The sequence below is a fragment of the Clostridium sp. CX1 genome (assembly GCF_025398335.1).
GTDB lineage: Bacteria > Bacillota > Clostridia > Clostridiales > Clostridiaceae > Clostridium_AM > Clostridium_AM tanneri.
In genome coordinates this window covers 1-21,881 of record NZ_JAODOO010000028.1, presented here as the reverse complement: position 1 = coordinate 21,881, position 21,881 = coordinate 1, and the positions used below count along the sequence as shown (strand labels likewise).

Genomic DNA, 21,881 nt, shown 5'->3' with positions numbered 1-21,881 from the left:
TAACGGTTTTTTCCGTATTACTCATCGTAATAATCCTCCAAGGTGGATTCACAAAAATACTTGGCATCAGTTCGCACCAACCACTGATTCTCTTAAACCTGATTCTTGTTACTATTCTCTTCATAGGAAATATTAAATTTTGCAAATAAAAAAAGCCAATCTTCCCTAAAGGGACGATTGGCTCGCGTTACCACCCTAATTAATCATATTAAAAATATGATTCTCTCATCTTCATAACGGTTATCCGTATTACTCATCGTAATAATCCTCCAAGGTGGATTCATAAAAATATCAGATATCAGTTCACACCAACCACTGACTCTCTTAACCTTAATTTTTACTACTATTCTCTTCATAGGACAAATTATATTCAACTGATTGTTATTAATTATAAATCTATAATTCATATATGTCAATATTATTTTTTAAATTTTCATATAATACTTTCTATTCAATAAAATCTCCAAGATTATGTTTGATCTAAACTAGTTAAAACTGTATCAAAAAGATCTTTAACACATTTACCATCTTTTAAATTTTTGCAATTTACGCAACTCTTACTGCTATCTGTACCTATATTTGATTCAACCCCTGAATGAATAGGTTCATAACCTACACAAGAATTTGCCACGTGCATCATCTGATCTCTATTTCCCTCAACTACTTCTTTTTTTGACACATTAATTCCTCCTCTTTTGCTATTAATTCATTCTTATTTTTTCCTCAATTACTGTAAATAATTCCTTAGTACATTTACCATCTATATAACTTCTACAACTTTCACAACCTTGTGAAATAAAACTCATAGCTGTAATAAAAACTTTAGGCTTATATTCTACACAATTCTCTGCCACTATCATTTTTTGTTGTACCGAAATCATAAAATCACTCCTAAATAGGATAATCTCATCGAGGCTTCAAAGTATAACATACTAGACATCATAGAGAAATTATCTAAATAGTTTCTCCTATTCTTATGTAGCTATTATTGCCCTATTTCAAAATATAATTCTAAAAAAATAAACTCCTATATAAAATACAGGAGTTTTGGATGCTACTTAAAACTTTTTTGTTAACTATATACCTTCACAGCTTAATACTATTTTAATCTAACACTGACTCTGTTTCTGAACAATATCTGGTGGTTATACATTTCCCAAGGTTTCTTGGGCATTCTCTACACATACACTGCTTTGATTCCCCATTACATCCGATATTAAATTCTGGACAACTCTTGCAATTATTAATTATTAATGACATTTTTCCACCTCTTTTAGGCATTTTACTTATTTAGATTCAAACTCTTAGCTCTTTCTTTTTGTATCTGATTTATCTTTTTCCCTTTATATGTAATAGCATTTATAGGGCAAATATGTATACATCTTAAACATAGTATGCAATTACTATGAAAGATTGCATGACCATTCTCAAAGGTTATGTTGCCTTTTGGACAGTTTCTTAAACACAATCCACATTTACTACATTCTTTTGTAGATGTGATATTTTTAGATAGTTTTGGCAACATACTTCTATAGGCTTTTTCAGAAACTTTACCAATAACTCGTCGGAATAAAGAGTTACACTCCTTAATATGTTTGTTTTCGATAAAATTCTTAGTTAATATTTCTACCTTCTCTACAGCCTCTTCTAACATCTTTTTCTGCATATTTTCTGTTGGTAGTCTTCCTACTCCAAAGTAATAATTATTTGGCATTGCTATATTAGATTGTATAATAACATTATATCCTTTTTGCTCTAATTTTTTTGACACTATTGAAGCTGCTGCTGCCGACTTTGCTCCCTGCGTTGAGTAAACAATAGCCCTCAATCTACTTTCCTCTTTAGGCAGCCTGCCTAAAAAGTCATCTACAATTTTCGGTGCTGCCTCCGCATGAACAGGAGAACCAATTATAAAAAAGTTATAAGGCTTTATACTTATTTCCTCTGCTGATTCAATATTTACTAAATCAATGTTTATATCATATAATTTAAAACTTTCTTTAAATCTATCCGCCACCCATTTAGTATTTCCCGTACCACTAAAATAATATAATACTCCTTTCATAGTAACCCCATCTCCTAATAATAACATTCATCTAAAATAGTATTTATATTAATTAATATAAAAATGCATAATACAAAATATGTATTATGCATGTACACATATTGATTAGTCATTATCCCTTTCCTCTTCATATTTTTCTCTATAGCTAGTCATAATTTCACTTAGTATATCTGCTGCTGGTAAAGGAGTAAATGTAATGGCGTTTGCTCCAGCTTGTATTGTAGCCTTTATACTATCCTCCGTTGGTCCCCCAGTAGCTATGATAGGGAAATTAGGATAATCTTCTCGTATTTTCCTTATAATATGTGTTGTTCGTTTAGCTCCTGATACATTTAAAATTGTGGCTCCTGCTTCAATTCTTTCTTTGATATTTTCATATTCCGATACTATTGTAACAATTATTGGTATATCTATAGTATCTCTCATCTGTCTTATAACGTCATTTGGTGTAGGACTATTTACTACAACTCCCATAGCACCCTTAAATTCGGCATCTAAGGCTAAGTTTACAACCCTTTTACCAGTTGTAATTCCGCCTCCTACTCCACAAAACACAGGAATATCAGCAGATAGCACAATTGCTTGTGTTATAAGCGGTTGTGGTGTAAATGGATACACTGCAATAACAGCATCAGCATTGGTATTTTTTATTACCGCTACATCTGTACTGAATATGAAAGATTTTAATCTCTTTCCAAATATTTTAATACCGCTGGCCTCTCTAATAGTTTCTGGTACCTGAATTACATGTCTTCTAAGAATTCCTTTTATTTCTGGTACATATTTGGCCATATCTTATCCTCCTCTTTTTGAACAACATACCAACTGTACTCTAGCTATATTACCTTATATTAACATAATGTCCTTTGTACTTTCAATGTGTTATTCAATTTTTTTACATTAAACCAATTTTAATCCATTAAGCCTCGTTATTATAATATTTTATATCTCACATCTATAGGCTTTATCACCCTTATAACCTATTTCTTTTAATACCTTTTTCACTATATTTCTACCTATTTTATCTTCACTCATCTCACATAGTGCATCCTCAATATCGCTCCAACTTACACATTCTACTTCAGATGACTTTTTTAATTCCCCACCATTATAATATGCCATAAAGGTAAGCATTATTATTTCTTTAGAAGAAAGATATTCGCTTCCTAAATATTTTAAGTCTTTTATTCTAAGGCCTGACTCCTCTAATACTTCTCGATGAACAGTTTCCTCCACTGTTTCTCCATTCCCTACGTATCCTGACAAAAGTACTTTTGAATTTTTAAATATATAACTTTGCTTAAGAAGTAGTATTTTGTCTTCCTTTACAACTGCCACAATAATACATGGCTTTGGAACATCGAAGTACATTATATCGTCTGTAGGACAATATGGAACGCCTCCTTCATCCCAGCTATACCTCTCTTCAAGCTCCCTACCACAAATAGGACAATATTTATATCTCATAAGTACGCTGCTCTTATTAGAGCAGCTTCACCCCCTATAAATTATGCTCTTATATTACTTATATTATAAATTATAAATTGACCCTTATTCAATTGAAATGTAAAAGTCTACATTCTCACCTCTACTAAATCCTTAATAGTTATAAACTTTTCTCCTACAAAGCAATCATAAGCAAGGACGTGAACCCCTTTTCTTTTAGCATATCTTAGAGCTTCCCCAAAATTTTTATCCATTTCATCATGTGGCGAAAAATACTTGGCTCCTTCCATTTGAATTAAAAATAGTACAGCGGCTTCTTTCCCTAGCTTTTTCACTTCAACAAGCTCTAATAAATGTTTTCTTCCCCTATCTGTTGGGGCATCAGGAAACATTGTTTTACCTTCTTCCTCTAAGGTCACTCCTTTCACTTCCAAGTAACATTCGTTATCCTCATTATCTACTAACTTGAAATCAAACCTACTGTTTCCGAAGGTCTTTTCTCTCTGTATGATACTATATTTTTTTAATAACTCAATTTTTTTATTTTTCAGTGCTTCCTCCACAACCTTATTAGGTATATGTGAATCTATATTTATAAATCTGTTTCCCTTATATCCTCCTATTAAATCATACTTTGTTTTTCTAGTAGGATTATTTTCTTCTCTCAAAACTACAGTACATCCAGGTATAAGTATTTCTTTGCATCTTCCAGTATTGGGCACATGCACCATACTCTCCTCTCCATTTATATCAACATAAGCTTGAAATCTATTTGGCCTGTGTATAAATTTGGCTCTTAATATATTATTATGGATAATCATATTATCATCTCCAGTTTTTTGAAAATTATTCACATATCCACAGACTTTATCCACATTTATCTGTGCATTTTTCTAAAATTGTGGATTGTTTATCTTAAATAACCTTTTCATTTACTATTATACCTTTTTACTATAAGTTAAATAAGAAAAACTAGCCTGAGAAATAATAGTAATTTAATTTCTATATAAATAAAAGGGGTTTAGGTTAATTTCAAACCTAGACCCCTTCAGACTTTAATTATAAAAACAACTTAAAAATGACAAGAAATATTACACCTGGTACTCCTAAAAATCCTGCAATAAGAGCAGTAATTGCATTAATTCCTATGTAGAAGTTAAAATAATGTCCAATAAAGTTAACTAAAATCAGCAGTAAAACTCCAAATATCCCATTAGCTATTAATTTAAATAGTACCTTCAAAGGCCATGCAAAAACTTTAACTAATATATACAATCCTAATACGGCAATTAAAAAATATCCTATGTACTCAAACTGCACAATTATCCCCCCATATTTTCTTTATTACTAAATTTATATTCTAATTGTACAAAAGTATTAATAAAAATAAAATAGTAAAGGCTTAAGCCCTTACTATTTTCATTAGATTATTATTAACCTGCACTTAACTCATGCAATATGCTCTCACCATAGACCTTTAAACCAACTTTTCTAGCTTCATTTAGCAAATACATATATTTAGCCTTAGCAGCCTCTTCCATATATATTGCATAATCCACAAGTCTAGGGTCATTAACTCCATTAAAATATTCTCTAGCCATTTTAAGATCTTCTCTTGCTTTATCTATCGCATTTAATAATTTTTTTTGTTCTACTGTATACTTGCTATTTTTTGATAGATAACTGGTTATTATACGTTTTACCATAAAAAACCTCCTATTTTATATCACCTTTATAATACTTGACATAAAACAGGATTAGTATTCATTAAATCTCAGTTCTTCCCTCTAGTGCCTTAGATAAAGTTACTTCATCAGCATATTCTAAGTCTCCACCAACTGGTATTCCATGGGCAATTCTAGTTACCTTAACTCCTAATGGTTTTAGTATTTTTGATATATACATCGCCGTAGCCTCACCTTCAATATTAGGATTAGTAGCTACTATTACTTCTTTTACTTCTCCATTAATTCTTCTTATAAGTTCTCTTAGCTTTATATCATCTGGACCTCTACCTGCCATAGGCGATATGTTTCCATGAAGAACATGATATACTCCATTAAATTCTTTAACTTTTTCCATAGTCATTATATCTTTAGGCTGCTCTATAACACATATGGTATCTTTCTCTCTATTCGGATTTGAGCATATTGAACAGGGGTCAGAATCAGTAAAGTTTCCACATACAGAACAGTATTTTATTGTTCCTTTTGCTTTAACTAGAGCATTAGCAAATTCCCTAACTTCATCATCTGGTAAATTCAATACGTGAATTGTCAATCTCTGAGCAGTCTTATATCCTATACCAGGTAATTTTGCAAACTCTTCTATAAGTTTTTCAATTGCAATTGGATAAAATTCCATAATAATCACCTCAATTTTAAAACCCCATCTTTAAAGATGGGGTAGTTAACTTTAATTAAAACATTCCGGGAACATTAAGTCCGCCTGTTAATTTTTTCATTTCTGCTGAAGTTTCTTCATCAGCTTTCTTTAAAGCCTCATTGCATGCAGTTAACACTAAATCTTGAAGCATTTCAACATCATCTGGATCAACAACTTCCGGCTTTATTTTTATGTCTACTATTTGCTTTTTACCGCTGGCAACTACTGTTACCGCTCCTCCACCAACAGTTACTTCAAATTGCTTATTTTCAAGGTCAGCTTGCATTTCTTCCATCTGTTTTTGGAATTTTTGAGCTTGCTTCATTATATTATTCATATTTCCTCCACCGAAATTAGGAAATCCTCCCTTTGCCATAATCAACGCCTCCTTACATAATTAATGTAGTTTTAATTATACCATATTTTATAAATTTAACTCAAATTTTTAATATTATTCATCTATTATTTCTACTAGTTCTTCTCCAAAGGCATCCTTTAATACCTGCTCTGTTGACTTAGATGCACTTCTAATTTCTTCATCATCTATAGAATACTGCAATTTCACTCTCTCCTTCAAAATATCTGAAAATATTTCTTCTAATATCTTTCTATTTTCTTCTTTTTCAAATCTTTGTTTGTGAAACGCATAATCCTTAGTATATAGTATAGTTATTACTCCATTTTCACACTTTACCGCATTTCCCATAGTTAAAGCAGTAAATAGAACCATTTGCCTTCTATTTTTTAAAGCCTCTAATATGTCTTTCCAACTCTTTTTAACTATATCTAAATTAAGTTTTGAGTATATGTTTTGCTCCTGCACAGATTCAACAACTCTCGCAACCTTCTCCTGAGCTCCTTCTTTGATTTCTTTCTTAGTTGTCTTAGGAATGGACGGTTTACTTGCTATGCTTACTGTTCCTTCTCGTAAAGCTTCCTCAAGCTTATTCAATCTTGCAAGCATAACTTCCTTAGATGTATCATATTCTATTTTACACATTTTTATGACAGCAAGTTCTAAATATACTCTGCTTTGTTTTGTCCATTTAGATTGCTCTTCTGCATCTTGAAGTATCCTTATATCCCTCATTATTTCTTCAACTCTTATTTTTTGAGCTTGTTCTTTTATAAGATTTATATTTTCTTCTGACATATCTAAAATTTCTTCTGGGTCTTGAGAGACTTTTACTATTAGAAGATTCCTCATATGATTTATCATATCCCTAATAAATGTGTAAATATCTTTACCACTAAATACAATATCATCTATAACCCTCATAGACATTTCAATGTTTTTTTCTATTATACTATCCGTAAGCTTAAGCAAACTTTCATTTGTTACAAGCCCCAGCATAGCAATAACATCACTATACTCTACCTTGCCACTCCCCATAGAAATTGCTTGATCTAGTATACTCAAAGCATCTCTCATAGCTCCATCGCACATTCTAGCTATAAGATTTAAACTTTTATCATCTGCAAATACCCCTTGTTCTTCAACTATCTTTCTTAGTCTGCCAAATATATGAGAACTTTTAATTCTCCTAAAATCAAACTTCTGACATCTAGAAAGTATAGTGATTGGTAGCTTTTGTGGGTCTGTTGTAGCTAATATAAATATTACATTTGATGGTGGTTCTTCTAAAGTCTTTAAAAAGGCATTTACAGCTGGTGGAGTAAGCATGTGTACCTCATCCATTATATATACCTTATATTTTCCTTCTTGTGGAGGATACTTTACATTCTCAATTATATCTCTTATGTCTTCTATATTTCTCTTAGAAGCAGCATCCATCTCAATTACATCTATTGAGATACCAGAACCTATCTTTTTACACATTTCACATTCATTACAAGGCTCTCCATCCTGGAGATTTAAACAATTTACCGCTTTGGAAAAAATTTTTGCAGTAGAAGTTTTACCTGTCCCTCTAGTTCCACACAAAAGATAAGCATGGGCTATTCTATTATTCTTTATTTGATTTTTAATTGTAACAGTTATATGATCTTGACCAACTACCTCTTCAAAGGTTTTTGGTCTCCATTCTCTATATAATGCGGTGTAAGCCATCAAAATCACCTTCTTTAATCTGTGTTTATACACTATCTATTATACCTTATATTAAATTAATAGTTAACATATAAAACTAATATAACCCTTAGGTAATATAGAAATATTAATATAATAAAAAAAGACACCTTTTTGGTATCTTTAACTAAAGTCTAAATATTAAAGTCGTGCACCTCGCTTTGACTGATAAACTATAAGCGTTACCCATATAGTTAACTCAAACCAGGTTTATCCACGGCACACGAAAATGATCACTTACCGCTGCTTCCTTCCGGACCTGACGGGGTTCATGAGTTTCCGTTGCGTGGGACCCAATTCTCAACGCCACTTTTATAGGCCAGACCTTACAGTTTATAGCCTAGGCGAGGAATTCAATCCTGCTATAGCGGATTGCAGGTTACAGGGCACCGCTAACTCCCCATCTAGCACGACAAAGATTTAATGGCGGAGAGAAGGGGATTTGAACCCCTGGTAGAGTTTCCCCTACACACGCTTTCCAGGCGTGCTCCTTAAGCCGCTCAGACATCTCTCCATATAAATAACTCATGAAAACTATTAAGTTTTACATTGTCATCAAGACAAGACTTATTATACTATTAAATGTCCACTAATTCAACATATTTTTGTGAATTTTTTTTAGCAATTATTAGTTGGCAGAGAGAGGGGGATTTGAACCCCCGGTACACCTATTAAATGTACAATTGATTTCGAGTCAACCACCTTCAACCTCTCGGACATCTCTCCATCTATCTTCTATTCTTAAAGAAATTACTTAACATATTACTGCATTTATTATTATAGTTCCAGTGTATCCTAGTCCAATGATTTAACGAATCACTTTGAAGTATGTTTATTACAGAACCACAAGCCCCTGCTGTTGGGTCAAAGGTACCTATATATAAATTAGATATCCTTGATTGTAGTATTGCCCCTGCGCACATAGGACAAGGTTCTAATGTAACATACATGCTACACTCATTAAGCCGCCAACTTTGAAGAAAGGCAGCAGCTTTTCTTATAGCCAACATTTCTGCATGTGCTGTTGGGTCATTCAATGTTTCTCTTAAATTATGAGCCCTAGCTATTACTGTATTACCTTTTACTACAACTGCTCCTACTGGTACTTCTTTTAATAGAAGTGCTATTTCTGCCTCATGTATAGCTTCCAGCATAAAATCTTCATTCATTGAGATACCTCTTAAGTTTTGTTACTTATAATTTATTTATTATAAAAATAAAAGTCTGTAAACTTAAAGTTCACAAGACTTTTGGTGCGCCCGAGAGGAATCGAACCCCCGGCACGCGGTTTAGGAAACCGCTGCTCTATCCTACTGAGCTACGAGCGCATACTTAATTCTTACTATATGTATTTTATTACAATTAATTATAAAAGTCAATTTAAAACACTTACTTTTTATCCCAAACTATATTTTTAAATGTAACCCTCATATTAAAGAATAAAATAAATATCTTCTATTATTAATTAGCATCTTGGGTATATTATAATATGATTAAAAATATAATAACTAGGAGGTGTTATTATGGTAAATGAATTAAAAAATTTATTTTTAGCTGGTATAGGTTCTGCTGCTTATACTTATGAAAAAGCTTCTAAGTTAATAGATGATATGGTTGCAAAAGGCAAGTTAACAATTGATGAAGGTAAAGATTTATCTGAAGAACTAAAAAGAAATGTAAAGGATAAAACAGCTCAGTATAAACCATTGACTAAAGAAGATATTATATCAATATTAAAAGAAATGGATTATGCCAGTAAAACCGATATATCTATTATCAATCAACGACTAAGTGTACTAGAAGAAAAGATGAAGGATAAAGCATAAGCCCGACTAATGTTAGGGCTTTGTTAATTTGGAGGTATATTATGTATAAAAACTCAGTACAAAGGTTTAAAGAAATAGTTAGGGTTCTAGCCTCTTACGGCTTTGGATATATTGTTGATAGTAAATCTAATAGAGCCAAAAATTCTCCTATAAACCTAACAAAGGCCTTCGAAGAGCTAGGTCCAACTTTTATAAAAATAGGACAAATTTTAAGTGCTAGACCGGACATATTGCCTCCTGATTATATAAAAGAACTTTCTAATCTTCAAGATAAGGTAGCTCCTGAAAGATATGAAGATATAAACAGTATTTTTATAAGTGAATTTAACAAACCAATTGAAGAATGCTTTATTTATTTTGAAAAGGAGCCACTTGCTTCCGCCTCCATAGCGCAAGTTCATAACGCTATTCTTGATGATGGTAGAGAGGTCATTGTGAAAGTTCAAAGACCTGAAATAAGAGAAAAAATGCACATGGACATATCTATATTGCATAAGATAATAAAACTCTCTAAATCTAAGTTTGCCAATGCACTCATAGACCCTAGTGAGGCCTTAGATGAAATTCTTGCATCTACTGAAAATGAATTAAACTTTAAAATAGAAGCAGAAAATATCAATAAATTTAGAGACTTAAATAAAAATGTTGCCTTTTGCTATGCGCCATTTATAATTGATAGGTTATCTAGCAGTAAAGTTTTAACTATGGAAAAAATAAATGGTCTTAAGATAACTGATATTCATAGTCTTGATACCTATGGGTATGATTCAAACGACATAGGAAAGAAGTTAACTCTTTCATTTTTTAAGCAAATTTTTACTGACGGTTTTTTTCACGGAGATCCTCATCCTGGTAACCTGCTTATTGACAAAGGAAAAATATGCTTTATAGATTTTGGCATAGTAGGAACACTTTCAGATTCACTGAAGTCATCATTAAACGAAGCAATTGTAGCTGTAGCCTTAAAGGATATAGATAAGCTGGTTTCTGTAATTATATCTATAGGAATAAAGAAAGGATTTGTTGATAGAAATAAGCTTTATGAAGATATAGAATACTTATTTTTTAGATATGTTTCAACATCGTTGAATAATATTAAAATTTCAGTACTAATTGAAGAAATATTTGATTGTGCAAAAAATAATAATATAAAACTACCTAAAGATTTAACTTTACTTGTAAAGGCTATGATTATAGTAGAAGGAGTTGTTGCAAAGATAGCACCTGAAATTCAAATTATCGATGTTGCCATCCCCTTTGTAAGAACTAATAGTGAATTACTACTGCTTAAAAATATTAACTTAGATCAATTTTTAATACACTCTTACAATTTTACAAAGGACCTTTCACTTCTTCCTTCAAAATTCACAGAACTGACAAATAGTATATTGAAGGGTAGAGCTAAAATACAATTTGAAATACCTCATCTAAATAAGTCTATTAATGAACTAAATAAAATGACTAACAGGTTGGTATTTGCACTAATAATTTCATCTTCTATAATCGGATCATCTCTTATATTGAATAAGAACATTGGTCCTCAGATATACGGAATGTCCTTCATTGGAATATTAGGTTTTGCTATAGCTGCTCTTATGGGTTTATGGTTACTTGTATCAATTATTAAGTCTGGTAAGCTATAAAAGGAGTTAAATATTTTATTCTCCTTTTATAGCTTACTATTTTCTTTCCTGTATACCCTCAAGTATGTATTTCAATTGTCTCTCTATCAGCTGATCTAAACTACCTTTATCATCATTTATAAGTTCATATACTGCAGTGGAGCAAATCGTACCAAACAATGTATATGCCATTAGATAAGAATCTCCTCTTTTTATTACCTCCTTGTCCATTCCCTCCTCTAGATAAGATTGGGTATAGCAAATATGTTTATTAATTGCCGCTCTTAATTCTAATTGCCTTAATTCTTCTCCCCATATTTGGCTCATTACAACTTTAAAAAAGTCTCTACTTTCATAAACTAAACTTAATTGAATTCTGCATAACACCTTAATCTTACATAAAATGTTATCTTTTTCACTTGCAACATCTTCTATTGAATTTTTTATTAATTCCATACCTTCTCTTACTATAAAATTAAATATTTCTTCTTTACTCTTAAAATGATAATATAAAGTTCCTTTAGCTACACCTGCCTCAGATGCTATAGCATCCATTGTAGCTCCATTATATCCACACTTTGAAAAGACTTTTATGGCAGATTCAAATATTGACTTTTTTGTATCATTCATTGATATCACTTCGCATTTCCATTATATTGTAAATAAACAACCAACTTTATTATATTACATCACTTTAACTAAGTAAAGATATACATTTATTATACTATCTTTTCAATTTATGGTAGGACTGTTGTATTATAAATTGACAACTGTTAAATAATAATTGATAATTGTAATAAGTATTTTTGTAAAAATTTATTAATGAAAGAGGTTTCCTAATGGTTAAATTTTATAATAGGCAAACTAAGAGCTATGAAATAGAACAAGTTGCTGGAGACAAATACCTTCAATGGACTTATTCTTCACCTATAGGAATGAGGTTATTAGAGCTTTTAGTTAAGAAAAAGATTTTTTCAAGTATTTACGGCTCCTACTGCGATAGTAAACGAAGTAGGAAAAAGATTAGCTCATTTGTGAAAAGTTTTGATATTAACATGTCTCATAGTGAAAAAAAACTGGAACAGTTTCAATCATTTAATGACTTTTTCACTAGAAAACTAAAGAAAGAAGTAAGACCGATAGATATGAACTTAAATTCTTTAATTTCTCCTGGTGACGGAAGACTTCTAGCCTATGAAAACATAAATTTAGATGAATTAGTTCAAATAAAAGGATATACTTATAGTTTTAATAAACTTATAAATAATTCAGAGCTGTTATCAAAATTCTCTGAAGGCACATGCTTAGTTCTTAGACTATGTCCTACAGATTATCATAGATTTCACTTTGTAGATAATGGAGTATGTGAAGATACAACTAAGGTTAAGGGTGATTATTATTCAGTTAACCCTATTGCCCTAGAGAAGATACCAGAGCTCTTTTGTAGAAACAAAAGGGAGTGGAGTATATTTCATTCAGAAAACTTTGGTGACATATTACTTATTGAGGTAGGGGCCACTTGCGTAGGTTCAATAATTCAAACATATCCTCCTAATGTTAAAATAAAAAAAGGTGATGAAAAAGGATATTTTAAATTTGGTGGATCTACAACTGTATTGTTTATTGAGAAGAATAGAGTTAAGATTGATGAAGATATAATTATGGAAAGTAAAAAAGGTTACGAAACCAGAGTATTTATGGGTGAAAAGATAGGTCAAAAATTATAGAACTAGTTCTGCTCCGCTAAAAACTTAATACTTAAAACATAAAAATAAACTTCGCTTGTTTCTGAGCGAAGTTTATTTAATGAGGGGATTACTAAAAAATGAATAACTTTGATTAATTAATAAGTTTTGGGTTTTAGGTTATTAATTAATACTATTTATATTATTTACATTATCTTCTATTTTATTCAAAGCTCATATATTTTATTTATATAATACTAAATTTTATTTATAAAAAAAAGGCTTCCTAAATCTAAGAAGTCTTTTCTGGTGCGACGGAGAGGATTCGAACCCCCGACCAACTGGTTCGTAGCCAGCTACTCTATCCAACTGAGCTACCATCGCATAGATTGGCGGAGAAAGAGGGATTTGAACCCTCGCGCCGGTTACCCGACCTACGCCCTTAGCAGGGGCGCCTCTTCGGCCACTTGAGTATTTCTCCATGCCCTACATTGTTCAAAACATTTGGCGGAAAGAGTGGGATTCGAACCCACGGTACGGTCACCCGTACGCCGGTTTTCAAGACCGGTGCCTTAAACCAACTCGACCATCTTTCCATATCCTTTGACATAAATATATTAACACAAGTGATTCAAAAAATCAAATATTTATTTAAGTATTTTTCATAATTTAATCTTATTTATTACTATTAATCTCCAGTATTTGTATCAAATGTACAATTGCTGTATTTTTATATCCTATTTAGTAGAAAATTGATTTAATTAACTTATAGGTTTTAAAAACATACTTATTATGAAAATAAAAAAGCACCATTGTAAGTGCTTTTCTGGCGGAGAAAGAGGGATTTGAACCCTCGCGCCGGTTACCCGACCTACGCCCTTAGCAGGGGCGCCTCTTCGGCCACTTGAGTATTTCTCCATGCCCTACATTATTTTAAAAAATAAATGGCGGAAAGACAGGGATTCGAACCCTGGGTACGATCACTCGTACGCCGGTTTTCAAGACCGGTGCCTTAAACCAACTCGACCATCTTTCCTTGCTTGTTGACATGTATTATTATATCAACACCATGCATACATGTCAACAACTTTTTTTATTTTTTTATATTTATTTTATAACTTCTCTACCACCCATATATGGTCTTAAAGCTTCTGGAATTACTACACTACCATCAGCTTGTTGGTAATTTTCTAAAATTGCAGCTACAGTTCTTCCTACTGCAACACCTGATCCATTTAAAGTATGAACATATTGTGGCTTATCTTTTGCTGTTTCTTTATACTTTATGTTAGCACGTCTTGCTTGGAAATCTTCAAAATTACTACAGCTTGATATTTCAACATATCTATTATAACTTGGCATCCAAACTTCTATATCATATTTTAAAGCTGCTGTAAATCCTAAATCACCTTTACATATTCTAACTACTCTATAAGGTATTCCTAACTCTTGAAGTACTTCTTCTGCATCATTTGTTAACTTTTCAAGCTCTTCATAAGATTGTTCTGGTTTAGTGAACTTAAGAAGCTCAACCTTATTAAATTGGTGTTGTCTTATTAGTCCTCTTGTATCTCTACCAGCTGAACCTGCTTCTGCTCTAAAACATCCACTGTAAGCTACATGCTTTATTGGTAAATCCTCACCTTTTAGTACCTCACCTGAATAGAAATTAGTTACAGGAACTTCTGCTGTTGGAATTAAGAAGAAATCGTTATTAGCAACTCTAAATGCATCCTCTTCAAATTTTGGAAGCTGACCTGTTCCTATCATACTATTTCTATTAACCATATATGGTGGGAATAATTCTTCATAACCATGTTTTTCAGTATGAACATCTAAGAAATATGATATTACAGCTCTTTCTAATCTAGCTCCTAATGCTCTATAGAAAGTAAATCTTGATCCAGCAACTTTTCCAGCTCTTTCAAAATCAAGTATATTAAGACCTGTTCCTATCTCCCAGTGAGGCTTAGGTTCAAAGTCAAACTTAGTAGGCTCTGACCATTTTCTTATTTCAACGTTATCTGCATCTGTTTCTCCATCTGGTACTGCTGGGTTTGGTATATTAGGTATTCTTAACATTATGTACTCTATTTTTTCATCTATCTCTGATAGCTTTACATCGTACTGCTTTATCTTGTCTGAAAGCTCTTTCATTTCTGTCATAAGAGCATCAGCATTTTCTCCTGACTTCTTTAATTTAGCTATCTCAGCTGAATCTTGATTTCTCTTGTTCTTTAATACCTCAACTTCAACTAATATCTGTCTTCTATTCTCATCTAATGATATTACTTCGTCTATAACTGATATGTCGAAGTCCTCACCTCTATTTCCTAGTGCAGTTTTAATTTCATCTGGATTGTTTCTTATTCTTTTTAAATCTAGCATAATTGTTCTCCTCCTAAATGTTTTTATATAAATAAAAAAAGCCTTCCATCCCTAAAGGGACGAAAGACTCCGTGTTGCCACCCTAATTAATCAAAAAATTTGATTCACTCGAAGATTATAACGGTATCACCGATCTGTAATTAGCAGTACCTCAAAGGTGGATTCACAACATTCCAGTATCAGTTTTCACCAACCACTGACTCTCTTAAACTTTCATATCGTTACTAGCCTTATCATAGGTTAATTTTAATTTTTACTTAATTATATATACATTTACTTTTTATGTCAATAGCAATTTATGTTTTTTTCTGTATATTTACAAATATTTAACTTTAATCAATGTTTTTAGTGCATACTATGTCTGCTCCAGTATTTAATATATTCTTACAAACTATATCTCCTGCCTTAATCGGTGCCCCTACATATAATCTACTTAATGCCTTCGAGCATTCTACCCATAGCTTCTTATCTAAAGGCTTACTGCTTTTTACAGGAACTACATTATATCTTGACCCTTTTATTCTTACTAAAGTAGTAAGAATACCTTTATTACTATTTATCTGCTCTTTAGCATATTTTATTCCTTCATCACATAAATTTCCTTGGACTTCTATAGAATCATTGTATATATCAATACTAAGTATACACTTGTTATTACATCCATAGCAAATAGCCTCTTTAATCAACTTTAAATTCCTCCAAATACCTACATTTCATCAAATTCCTTTATTCTAGCCATTACTATTGTTGAGTTTTTAGAGTCTCTTACAATCTCTGTTAGTTTCTTATCAGTTTCTCTTGCTAATATAGCTGCTATCTTATGTAGGCACTGTGATCCATTGCAACGACCAAAGGTTACACCTGTTCTTCTCCTTATAGCTTCTAATGTACGTGCTCCTAATGGCCTTCTTATAGAATCTACAATTTCTCCTTCTGTTACCTTTTGACAATAGCATATTACCTTTCCATACTTATTATCTAATTTTATAATATTGTTTCTTTCATCGTTTGATAGGTCCCTAAATCTATAAATTTCTCTTCTTTTATCCACAAAGTCTTTTTTTAAAACACAATTTAAATTACTAACTATAGTTTCACACACGATACTAGCAATAGCTGGTGTCATAGTAACCTGTCCATAGTGTTTCCCCGTTACTTTAATATATCCTTTATCAATAAGACTGTCATCTATAATTAAAGTATCATTATAAAAAGGTGATTCATAAAAATTATTTATTTCAGCTTCATCAATTTTTCCTATAAAGTTATATATCTTTTTTAAACTATCATCGCAATTTATATTTTTATCTGTTTTTACTGATAGTATTGATCCGCCTTGAATAGTAGAGACCGAGTATAGTTTATCACCATTTTCGTTTAATGTTGATATAATATTTTTAAAACTTCCTTTAAAACTTTTTGCTAATAAAAATTGTTTCAAATAACTTCTACTCTCGGTTATTCTATTAGACTTATCTATGCTGTAATTTTTACCAGGTGTAGTGTTGAGGACCATATTACAAGTGAATTTATTCTTATTCGTTATTACTCTAAACCCCTTAGATACTTTTTGTATGTCTAAAACTTCTTCTTCTAACTTAAAGTTTACTCCATTATCAAATGCAATTTCTGCATAGGAAATAGCAAGATCATAAGGAGATATAACTCCCGTATTCTTAGAATGTATCGCTCTTTTCACGTTTATATTTAAATTAGGTTCTAATTCATATACCTTCTTACTGTCTAGCAGGAATATATTATCAATTCCTCTATCGATCGCTTTATTATACATTTCTATTAAATCATTTTCACTTTTTTTATCTTCTGCAATAATTAAAGAATTATATTTTTTATAAGGTATGTTAAACTTTTCAACAATATCATATATAAGCCTATTTCCCATAAACTCTAGTTTAGAAACCAATGTATCCTCGCATTCAACTCCATCATAAACCACAGCAGAGTTTATCAAAGCAACATCATCTGCTATATCATAATCCTTTTCAATTAATGCAATGTTTAGACTATATTTGGAAAGTTCATAGGCAACTGCGCACCCTATTATGCCTCCCCCTAATATAAGAACATCATAATCCATATTTCAACCTTCCTCTCCAGGAACAGTAATAATTTAAACTAATATAAACAGTATTAGGCTCTTAGAATTATTTTATCCTTTCCTATTTTAATTATATCATAAAACTTAAATAAAAATTAAAATACAAGTATCCACAAAGTAGTAAACAAATTTATGAGTAATATATCATATTGTTTTAATATAACTTATGCTTTACTTGTATTTTAATTTTTAAATTTTTCTAGATTTTATTTATTTAATTGATTAATAATATCTCCAAGCTGCTTTATATATTCTCCATACTTTGCCCAATCACCACTTTTTTGTGCCTCTATTGCTTTATCATATAAGTCTTTTACCTGTTTTATAGTACCTTCTTTTTCAATGTCATTAGTGATTGGTTGATTATTATTAGTGCCACTCCCTTTATCATTCTTATAATTAAATAATTGTTCAAGTGCACTCTCTATATTTTCAGCTAAGATAATTTTATCTCCATAGGAAACTATAACTCTCTTCATTTCTGGGATACTATTCTTACCATTAGCTCGCAAATATAAAGGTTCTATATAAAGTAGAGAATGATTTATAGGAACTATCATAGTATCTCCAAACTGAACCTGAGATCCACCTTTATTCCATAAGGACAGTTCTTTAGATATATTAGTATCCTGATTCAATTTCTGTTTAAATAAATATGGGCTATATACAGTTTTTTGTGGTGGAAATTTGTACAATACCATTTTACCGTAGTTATTTCCATCCATTCTCGCTCCAAATAATGCAACCATATTATCTTTATTTCGCATATTAAAATATTGTAATAAAATCATTTCTTCATTCTTTTCACTTGGAAGCCTCATAACTACATAAGGAGATTCTGTTGAGTCTTTTTCCCCTTCTACCTGTTTCTGGTTTTTTGCAACCTCCCATATATCTTCCCCATTATAGAATACTCCTGGGTCTGTTATGTGATATCTTCCTAGAATATTGCATTGAATGTTAAAAATATCTTCAGGATATTTAAAGTGATCCTTTATGTCCTTTGGTAACTTTGATGAGTCTTTAAATAGCCCCGGAAATATTTTCGAGTAACTTAAAGCTATAGGGTCATTCTTATCAAACAAGTAAAAGTCTGTATTACCATCTACTGCATCTATTACAACCTTGACTGAATTTCTAATATAATTTACGTTATCTTGTGGTTGGGAAAATGGATATTTATCTGAAACTGTGTAAGCATCTATTATCCAATAAAACTTACCTTCACTTATAACTACATAAGGATCTGAATCATAGTTTAAAAATGGAGCTATTTTTTTCGCTCTGTCTACTACATTTCTATTAATAAGTATTTTACTTTCATTTGTTATATCTCTAGATAGTAAAAAGTTTAAATCTCTTTGATTTATGGCAAATAACAATTTATTTACAAAACTCATTTTAATTCCAGATGTGCCATCATACTTATTATTCTGATTTGACTCACCCTTTGGATAATCAAATTCACTCATTTTAGTATTGACTATTGCATAATTATCACTTTTTTCACCAAAGTATATTCTTGGGTTATCTAATTTTATATTTGTACTGTTAACTGGTGGCATATCCTTTATTACAAAGTCTGGTTGACCTTCTGATGTTACTGAGTTAACTTTACTCATAACAGCACCATATCCATGAGTATAAATTAAATGTTTATTCTGCCAGGTATTTGGTATAGCTTGACTATTAATTTCTCTCGGCGCTATAAAAACCTGATTATAATTACCATTAATATTATATCTATCTACATCAATATCATTAAATCCGTAATAATATCTTATTATTTGAACTTGGTTATAAAACTCAAGTGATGGCTTATATGAATTTATTCTTATGTTATTTATAGTATCCTTATTTGTCTTTAGATCTTCCTTTGTTAAATCATTTTTTACTTCAAAAGGCTTTTCATCAATACTGGTTATATTAAACGCTTTTCTTGTATAATCTATGTTGTATTTTATATATGGCTGCTCTAGTGTCTTTTGATTTGACTTAACAATAAAATTTTGAACTGCTGTTGCTGATACGCCTTCTAATATAACTAATACTACAATTAGGCTTATAGATATAATTATAGGTTTCACTTTAGAGGTTACAACACTAATAAATATAATAATCGATGCAATAAGTGAAACTACGATAATAATTTTATAGAATAGCAAGCTAACATGTACATCTGTATAACTAGCACCAAATGCTACACCCCTAGTACTGTATACTAATCCAAAGGACTTTAATAGGTAACCAACAGAGATACAAACCATTATCAAAGCAGAAACAACTGCTAGCTGTTTCCCAGCAAATGAAGTTATACCACTCTTTAATATAGTTACATTAGAAAAACTTTTTCTTACAGTCCTACCTGAAAAAATTCTATCTCTGGCATTTAGTATAAAATAACTTATAAAAGTTATGAATACTAAGAATAGTAGTAATGTAATTATTGCACTATAGATTGATTGTATAAGTGGAAGTTTGAAAATATAGAAAGATACATCTATGCCAAATATAGGGTCCTTGGTATTAAAGTTAACTGAATTACTAAACTGTAATATCCTGTACCAATAAGTGAAGGCAAATATATAGGCTATCATGAAAGAGAATATCGTATTAAGTATAAAAAATATCTTCTTTTCTAATCCACTTTTTGAGTTATTAACATCTACTACTTTTCTGTACTTAATTATACTAAGCCTTAAGCTCTTATAGTATAACCATATACCTATAAAACTTATCAAGAATATAGGTATCATTAATTTAAGTATTGCTATAAGCTTAGTAAAATATATGGATAGATACCCTACCTCTTTATACCATTTCACATTTACAGCAAAGCTAATTATTCTGTCCAGAAACGTAAAGCAAATTACTGCAATGAGCAGAATCATAGCAATAAAAATCTTTCTTCTCATTTAAATCACCTCTTATCTTTCTTATTTTAGTCTTCAATTAAATATCCTTTATCCTTTAATTCTCTTATAATGTTATCTATAATTTCATAATTTTCAGCCGATATACTGTGCAGATGTATCCCTCCTGTTAAAATTAGAAGTGGTTCTGCTTTATAACTTTTTAACTTATTTATAAAATTCTCTACATCATAAAAAGTTTTTATCATGAGCATTCCCCTTATTTCACCATAGAGTGAATGTTCTATTACTACATCTTCTATAATTCCTCCAAACTTTACTATAGTTTTTAATTCATCTTCTATATCATCAGATTTATGAGAAAAAGCCATTATTTTTTTTACCATATTTCTTTCTTCTTTAGGCATTAAATATCCTTCTGGCGTTGCAATGATTTTTTTTCCTTCGGCTCTTAAAATAGCTATGTCCTTTACTATTACTTGTCTTGTAACGCCTAAATCTTCTGCTATGGAACTTCCTTTTCTAGGTGAATTATTCTCCTTTAATAGATTTTCTATATAAGCTCTTCTTTCCTTTGAATTCATTTTTACCTCCAAATATATAAAGTGTAGTTAATTTTAAAGTAAAATATTACCTATATATTACCATTATCTTTAATTAAATAAAATAACTTTATACATTTTCATAAAGATTATTAATTTTTCTCATCGCATATTCTCAAAATGTCCAATTCTACATTTCCAGTTATCTTATCATTATGATGATTCTCAATCAAATATAATAATTTTTCTTCATAATTATAACTTTTCAATATATCCTTACCTATTTTTCCGTGATTGTAATAGACATTTACCTTATCTACATTAGAAAACTTTTTTATGCTCCCTTTAGTTATGCTATCAACCATAACTAAAATAGACTTATCTATTACATTTAATTTTTTATAAGTTTTCCCTATGTCATGTAGTAGTGCAGCCTTTATAAGTAGTTTTTTATCTGCATTTTTCATTTTACAAACCTTTTCTACATCATAGGCGACATTAATACAGTGCTTTTGTTCTTGTATAGATAACCTATTAAAAAGCCCTAATTCATTCTCATCTAAATGTGCATGCAAAAAATGTAAGTCTTTTTTATTTATCCTAGAATTTATGGCCCAGTAGAATTGCTTAACTCTATAAAAATTCATTTTACATACACCTCTCTCAAATATAGATATATTTAAATGTAAATATGCACTATCTCATATTAATAAATTATAAATTAAAAAGCACTTGTAGTAAACTACAAGTGCTTTAATGGTGGACCTTCAGGGACTCGAACCCCGGACCAACCGGTTATGAGCCGGTTGCTCTAACCAACTGAGCTAAAGATCCATATTTG

At 30.9% G+C, this 21,881-nt stretch carries 23 protein-coding genes, 9 tRNA genes, 1 other RNA gene and 3 other annotated features (1 of these 36 running past the window's edge); of the genes, 3 read left to right on the top strand and 30 right to left on the bottom strand.

What is annotated here, in order from left to right:
• Positions 1 to 133 (bottom strand) — a binding site (T-box leader) (it extends 68 nt beyond the left edge of the window).
• A 33-nt stretch (positions 134 to 166) separates the two neighbouring features.
• Positions 167 to 365, bottom strand: a binding site (T-box leader).
• 104 nt (positions 366 to 469) lie between these two features.
• From N4T77_RS19360 to N4T77_RS19280, 17 genes are all read right to left on the bottom strand, one after another.
• Positions 470 to 679, bottom strand: a complete 210-nt coding sequence (locus N4T77_RS19360) for a hypothetical protein (RefSeq protein WP_261673508.1) — start codon at positions 677 to 679, stop codon at positions 470 to 472.
• Positions 680 to 701: 22 nt separating this feature from the next.
• The gene (locus N4T77_RS19355) at positions 702 to 881 is read right to left on the bottom strand and encodes a hypothetical protein (RefSeq protein WP_261673507.1); all 180 of its coding nucleotides are present in this window, start codon (positions 879 to 881) and stop codon (positions 702 to 704) included.
• A gap of 223 nt (positions 882 to 1,104) precedes the next feature.
• Positions 1,105 to 1,260, bottom strand: a complete 156-nt coding sequence (locus N4T77_RS19350; protein WP_261673506.1) for a hypothetical protein — start codon at positions 1,258 to 1,260, stop codon at positions 1,105 to 1,107.
• A 22-nt stretch (positions 1,261 to 1,282) separates the two neighbouring features.
• Positions 1,283 to 2,065 (bottom strand): EFR1 family ferrodoxin, encoded by a 783-nt coding sequence (locus tag N4T77_RS19345; protein WP_261673505.1) that lies wholly within the window; start codon positions 2,063 to 2,065, stop codon positions 1,283 to 1,285.
• 105 nt (positions 2,066 to 2,170) lie between these two features.
• A complete protein-coding gene (locus N4T77_RS19340; RefSeq protein ID WP_261673504.1) occupies positions 2,171 to 2,857 on the bottom strand; it encodes a hydrolase in 687 nt (228 codons plus the stop codon).
• Between the two features lie 150 nt (positions 2,858 to 3,007).
• Positions 3,008 to 3,532 carry an NAD(+) diphosphatase gene (locus tag N4T77_RS19335; RefSeq protein WP_261673503.1) on the bottom strand — a complete coding sequence of 175 codons (525 nt, stop codon included), beginning with the start codon at positions 3,530 to 3,532 and terminating at the stop codon, positions 3,008 to 3,010.
• A 107-nt stretch (positions 3,533 to 3,639) separates the two neighbouring features.
• The gene (gene sfsA, locus N4T77_RS19330) at positions 3,640 to 4,332 is read right to left on the bottom strand and encodes a DNA/RNA nuclease SfsA (protein WP_261673502.1); all 693 of its coding nucleotides are present in this window, start codon (positions 4,330 to 4,332) and stop codon (positions 3,640 to 3,642) included.
• A 238-nt stretch (positions 4,333 to 4,570) separates the two neighbouring features.
• Positions 4,571 to 4,831 carry a pro-sigmaK processing inhibitor BofA family protein gene (locus N4T77_RS19325; protein WP_261673501.1) on the bottom strand — a complete coding sequence of 87 codons (261 nt, stop codon included), beginning with the start codon at positions 4,829 to 4,831 and terminating at the stop codon, positions 4,571 to 4,573.
• A 113-nt stretch (positions 4,832 to 4,944) separates the two neighbouring features.
• Positions 4,945 to 5,217, bottom strand: a complete 273-nt coding sequence (locus tag N4T77_RS19320; protein ID WP_261673500.1) for a YaaL family protein — start codon at positions 5,215 to 5,217, stop codon at positions 4,945 to 4,947.
• 61 nt (positions 5,218 to 5,278) lie between these two features.
• Positions 5,279 to 5,875 (bottom strand): recombination mediator RecR, encoded by a 597-nt coding sequence (recR, locus tag N4T77_RS19315; RefSeq protein ID WP_261673499.1) that lies wholly within the window; start codon positions 5,873 to 5,875, stop codon positions 5,279 to 5,281.
• A gap of 55 nt (positions 5,876 to 5,930) precedes the next feature.
• Positions 5,931 to 6,272 carry a YbaB/EbfC family nucleoid-associated protein gene (locus N4T77_RS19310; protein WP_261673498.1) on the bottom strand — a complete coding sequence of 114 codons (342 nt, stop codon included), beginning with the start codon at positions 6,270 to 6,272 and terminating at the stop codon, positions 5,931 to 5,933.
• Between the two features lie 75 nt (positions 6,273 to 6,347).
• On the bottom strand, positions 6,348 to 7,967 hold the full coding sequence (gene dnaX / locus N4T77_RS19305; RefSeq protein ID WP_261673497.1) for a DNA polymerase III subunit gamma/tau: 1,620 nt from the start codon (positions 7,965 to 7,967) through the stop codon (positions 6,348 to 6,350).
• 165 nt (positions 7,968 to 8,132) lie between these two features.
• Positions 8,133 to 8,398: signal recognition particle sRNA large type (gene ffs, locus N4T77_RS19300), an RNA gene on the bottom strand.
• An 11-nt stretch (positions 8,399 to 8,409) separates the two neighbouring features.
• A tRNA-Ser gene (locus tag N4T77_RS19295) sits at positions 8,410 to 8,499 on the bottom strand.
• A gap of 119 nt (positions 8,500 to 8,618) precedes the next feature.
• A tRNA-Ser gene (locus N4T77_RS19290) sits at positions 8,619 to 8,711 on the bottom strand.
• A 2-nt stretch (positions 8,712 to 8,713) separates the two neighbouring features.
• Complete coding sequence (locus N4T77_RS19285; protein ID WP_261673496.1) at positions 8,714 to 9,154, bottom strand: nucleoside deaminase; 441 nt, start codon at positions 9,152 to 9,154, stop codon at positions 8,714 to 8,716.
• A gap of 82 nt (positions 9,155 to 9,236) precedes the next feature.
• Positions 9,237 to 9,313: transfer RNA gene (locus tag N4T77_RS19280), tRNA-Arg, on the bottom strand.
• Between the two features lie 195 nt (positions 9,314 to 9,508).
• Between N4T77_RS19280 and N4T77_RS19275 the strand changes: the two genes are divergently transcribed.
• Together N4T77_RS19275 and N4T77_RS19270 are read left to right on the top strand one after the other, a co-directional pair.
• Positions 9,509 to 9,811: a phasin family protein gene (locus tag N4T77_RS19275; protein ID WP_261673495.1), complete on the top strand. Its 303-nt coding sequence runs from the start codon at positions 9,509 to 9,511 to the stop codon at positions 9,809 to 9,811.
• Between the two features lie 41 nt (positions 9,812 to 9,852).
• Entirely contained in the window at positions 9,853 to 11,454 is a 1,602-nt protein-coding gene (locus N4T77_RS19270) for an AarF/ABC1/UbiB kinase family protein (protein ID WP_261673494.1), read from the top strand.
• A 36-nt stretch (positions 11,455 to 11,490) separates the two neighbouring features.
• Here the strand turns inward: N4T77_RS19270 and N4T77_RS19265 are convergent, their stop codons facing one another.
• Positions 11,491 to 12,063 carry a TetR/AcrR family transcriptional regulator gene (locus N4T77_RS19265; protein ID WP_261673493.1) on the bottom strand — a complete coding sequence of 191 codons (573 nt, stop codon included), beginning with the start codon at positions 12,061 to 12,063 and terminating at the stop codon, positions 11,491 to 11,493.
• A 209-nt stretch (positions 12,064 to 12,272) separates the two neighbouring features.
• On the opposite strand from N4T77_RS19265, the gene N4T77_RS19260 reads away from it, so the two are divergent.
• Complete coding sequence (locus N4T77_RS19260) at positions 12,273 to 13,160, top strand: phosphatidylserine decarboxylase (RefSeq protein ID WP_261673492.1); 888 nt, start codon at positions 12,273 to 12,275, stop codon at positions 13,158 to 13,160.
• 265 nt (positions 13,161 to 13,425) lie between these two features.
• On the opposite strand, the gene N4T77_RS19255 is transcribed toward N4T77_RS19260, so the two are convergent.
• The 12 genes from N4T77_RS19255 to N4T77_RS19200 form a co-directional block, all read right to left on the bottom strand.
• Positions 13,426 to 13,502 (bottom strand) — tRNA-Arg (locus N4T77_RS19255).
• Between the two features lie 6 nt (positions 13,503 to 13,508).
• Positions 13,509 to 13,599 (bottom strand) — tRNA-Ser (locus N4T77_RS19250).
• 24 nt (positions 13,600 to 13,623) lie between these two features.
• Positions 13,624 to 13,714 (bottom strand) — tRNA-Ser (locus tag N4T77_RS19245).
• Between the two features lie 231 nt (positions 13,715 to 13,945).
• A tRNA-Ser gene (locus N4T77_RS19240) sits at positions 13,946 to 14,036 on the bottom strand.
• Positions 14,037 to 14,063: 27 nt separating this feature from the next.
• Positions 14,064 to 14,154: transfer RNA gene (locus tag N4T77_RS19235), tRNA-Ser, on the bottom strand.
• 71 nt (positions 14,155 to 14,225) lie between these two features.
• Positions 14,226 to 15,506, bottom strand: a complete 1,281-nt coding sequence (serS, locus tag N4T77_RS19230) for a serine--tRNA ligase (protein ID WP_261673491.1) — start codon at positions 15,504 to 15,506, stop codon at positions 14,226 to 14,228.
• Between the two features lie 52 nt (positions 15,507 to 15,558).
• Positions 15,559 to 15,752: a binding site (T-box leader), on the bottom strand.
• Between the two features lie 86 nt (positions 15,753 to 15,838).
• Positions 15,839 to 16,192 carry a DUF1667 domain-containing protein gene (locus tag N4T77_RS19225; RefSeq protein WP_261673490.1) on the bottom strand — a complete coding sequence of 118 codons (354 nt, stop codon included), beginning with the start codon at positions 16,190 to 16,192 and terminating at the stop codon, positions 15,839 to 15,841.
• Between the two features lie 20 nt (positions 16,193 to 16,212).
• Complete coding sequence (locus tag N4T77_RS19220) at positions 16,213 to 17,604, bottom strand: NAD(P)/FAD-dependent oxidoreductase (protein ID WP_261673489.1); 1,392 nt, start codon at positions 17,602 to 17,604, stop codon at positions 16,213 to 16,215.
• Positions 17,605 to 17,831: 227 nt separating this feature from the next.
• Positions 17,832 to 20,540 (bottom strand): UPF0182 family protein, encoded by a 2,709-nt coding sequence (locus tag N4T77_RS19215; protein ID WP_261673488.1) that lies wholly within the window; start codon positions 20,538 to 20,540, stop codon positions 17,832 to 17,834.
• Positions 20,541 to 20,566: 26 nt separating this feature from the next.
• A complete protein-coding gene (locus tag N4T77_RS19210) occupies positions 20,567 to 21,082 on the bottom strand; it encodes a transcription repressor NadR (RefSeq protein WP_261673487.1) in 516 nt (171 codons plus the stop codon).
• A 110-nt stretch (positions 21,083 to 21,192) separates the two neighbouring features.
• Entirely contained in the window at positions 21,193 to 21,687 is a 495-nt protein-coding gene (locus N4T77_RS19205) for an HDIG domain-containing metalloprotein (RefSeq protein WP_261673486.1), read from the bottom strand.
• A 110-nt stretch (positions 21,688 to 21,797) separates the two neighbouring features.
• Positions 21,798 to 21,874 (bottom strand) — tRNA-Ile (locus N4T77_RS19200).
• Positions 21,875 to 21,881: the final 7 nt, after the last annotated feature.

What these genes read in the sequence shown, in the direction of transcription:
- N4T77_RS19265 (WP_261673493.1), bottom strand. Translation starts at nt 12,063, where the DNA reads ATGAATGATACAAAAAAGTCAATATTTGAATCTGCCATAAAAGTCTTT.
- N4T77_RS19215 (WP_261673488.1), bottom strand. Translation starts at nt 20,540, where the DNA reads ATGAGAAGAAAGATTTTTATTGCTATGATTCTGCTCATTGCAGTAATT.
- N4T77_RS19260 (WP_261673492.1), top strand. Translation starts at nt 12,273, where the DNA reads ATGGTTAAATTTTATAATAGGCAAACTAAGAGCTATGAAATAGAACAA.
- N4T77_RS19340 (WP_261673504.1), bottom strand. Translation starts at nt 2,857, where the DNA reads ATGGCCAAATATGTACCAGAAATAAAAGGAATTCTTAGAAGACATGTA.
- recR (WP_261673499.1), bottom strand. Translation starts at nt 5,875, where the DNA reads ATGGAATTTTATCCAATTGCAATTGAAAAACTTATAGAAGAGTTTGCA.
- N4T77_RS19210 (WP_261673487.1), bottom strand. Translation starts at nt 21,082, where the DNA reads ATGAATTCAAAGGAAAGAAGAGCTTATATAGAAAATCTATTAAAGGAG.
- N4T77_RS19270 (WP_261673494.1), top strand. Translation starts at nt 9,853, where the DNA reads ATGTATAAAAACTCAGTACAAAGGTTTAAAGAAATAGTTAGGGTTCTA.
- N4T77_RS19220 (WP_261673489.1), bottom strand. Translation starts at nt 17,604, where the DNA reads ATGGATTATGATGTTCTTATATTAGGGGGAGGCATAATAGGGTGCGCA.
- N4T77_RS19355 (WP_261673507.1), bottom strand. Translation starts at nt 881, where the DNA reads ATGATTTCGGTACAACAAAAAATGATAGTGGCAGAGAATTGTGTAGAA.
- N4T77_RS19335 (WP_261673503.1), bottom strand. Translation starts at nt 3,532, where the DNA reads ATGAGATATAAATATTGTCCTATTTGTGGTAGGGAGCTTGAAGAGAGG.
- N4T77_RS19275 (WP_261673495.1), top strand. Translation starts at nt 9,509, where the DNA reads ATGGTAAATGAATTAAAAAATTTATTTTTAGCTGGTATAGGTTCTGCT.
- N4T77_RS19345 (WP_261673505.1), bottom strand. Translation starts at nt 2,065, where the DNA reads ATGAAAGGAGTATTATATTATTTTAGTGGTACGGGAAATACTAAATGG.
- serS (WP_261673491.1), bottom strand. Translation starts at nt 15,506, where the DNA reads ATGCTAGATTTAAAAAGAATAAGAAACAATCCAGATGAAATTAAAACT.
- N4T77_RS19320 (WP_261673500.1), bottom strand. Translation starts at nt 5,217, where the DNA reads ATGGTAAAACGTATAATAACCAGTTATCTATCAAAAAATAGCAAGTAT.
- N4T77_RS19350 (WP_261673506.1), bottom strand. Translation starts at nt 1,260, where the DNA reads ATGTCATTAATAATTAATAATTGCAAGAGTTGTCCAGAATTTAATATC.
- N4T77_RS19310 (WP_261673498.1), bottom strand. Translation starts at nt 6,272, where the DNA reads ATGGCAAAGGGAGGATTTCCTAATTTCGGTGGAGGAAATATGAATAAT.
- sfsA (WP_261673502.1), bottom strand. Translation starts at nt 4,332, where the DNA reads ATGATTATCCATAATAATATATTAAGAGCCAAATTTATACACAGGCCA.
- dnaX (WP_261673497.1), bottom strand. Translation starts at nt 7,967, where the DNA reads ATGGCTTACACCGCATTATATAGAGAATGGAGACCAAAAACCTTTGAA.
- N4T77_RS19285 (WP_261673496.1), bottom strand. Translation starts at nt 9,154, where the DNA reads ATGAATGAAGATTTTATGCTGGAAGCTATACATGAGGCAGAAATAGCA.
- N4T77_RS19205 (WP_261673486.1), bottom strand. Translation starts at nt 21,687, where the DNA reads ATGAATTTTTATAGAGTTAAGCAATTCTACTGGGCCATAAATTCTAGG.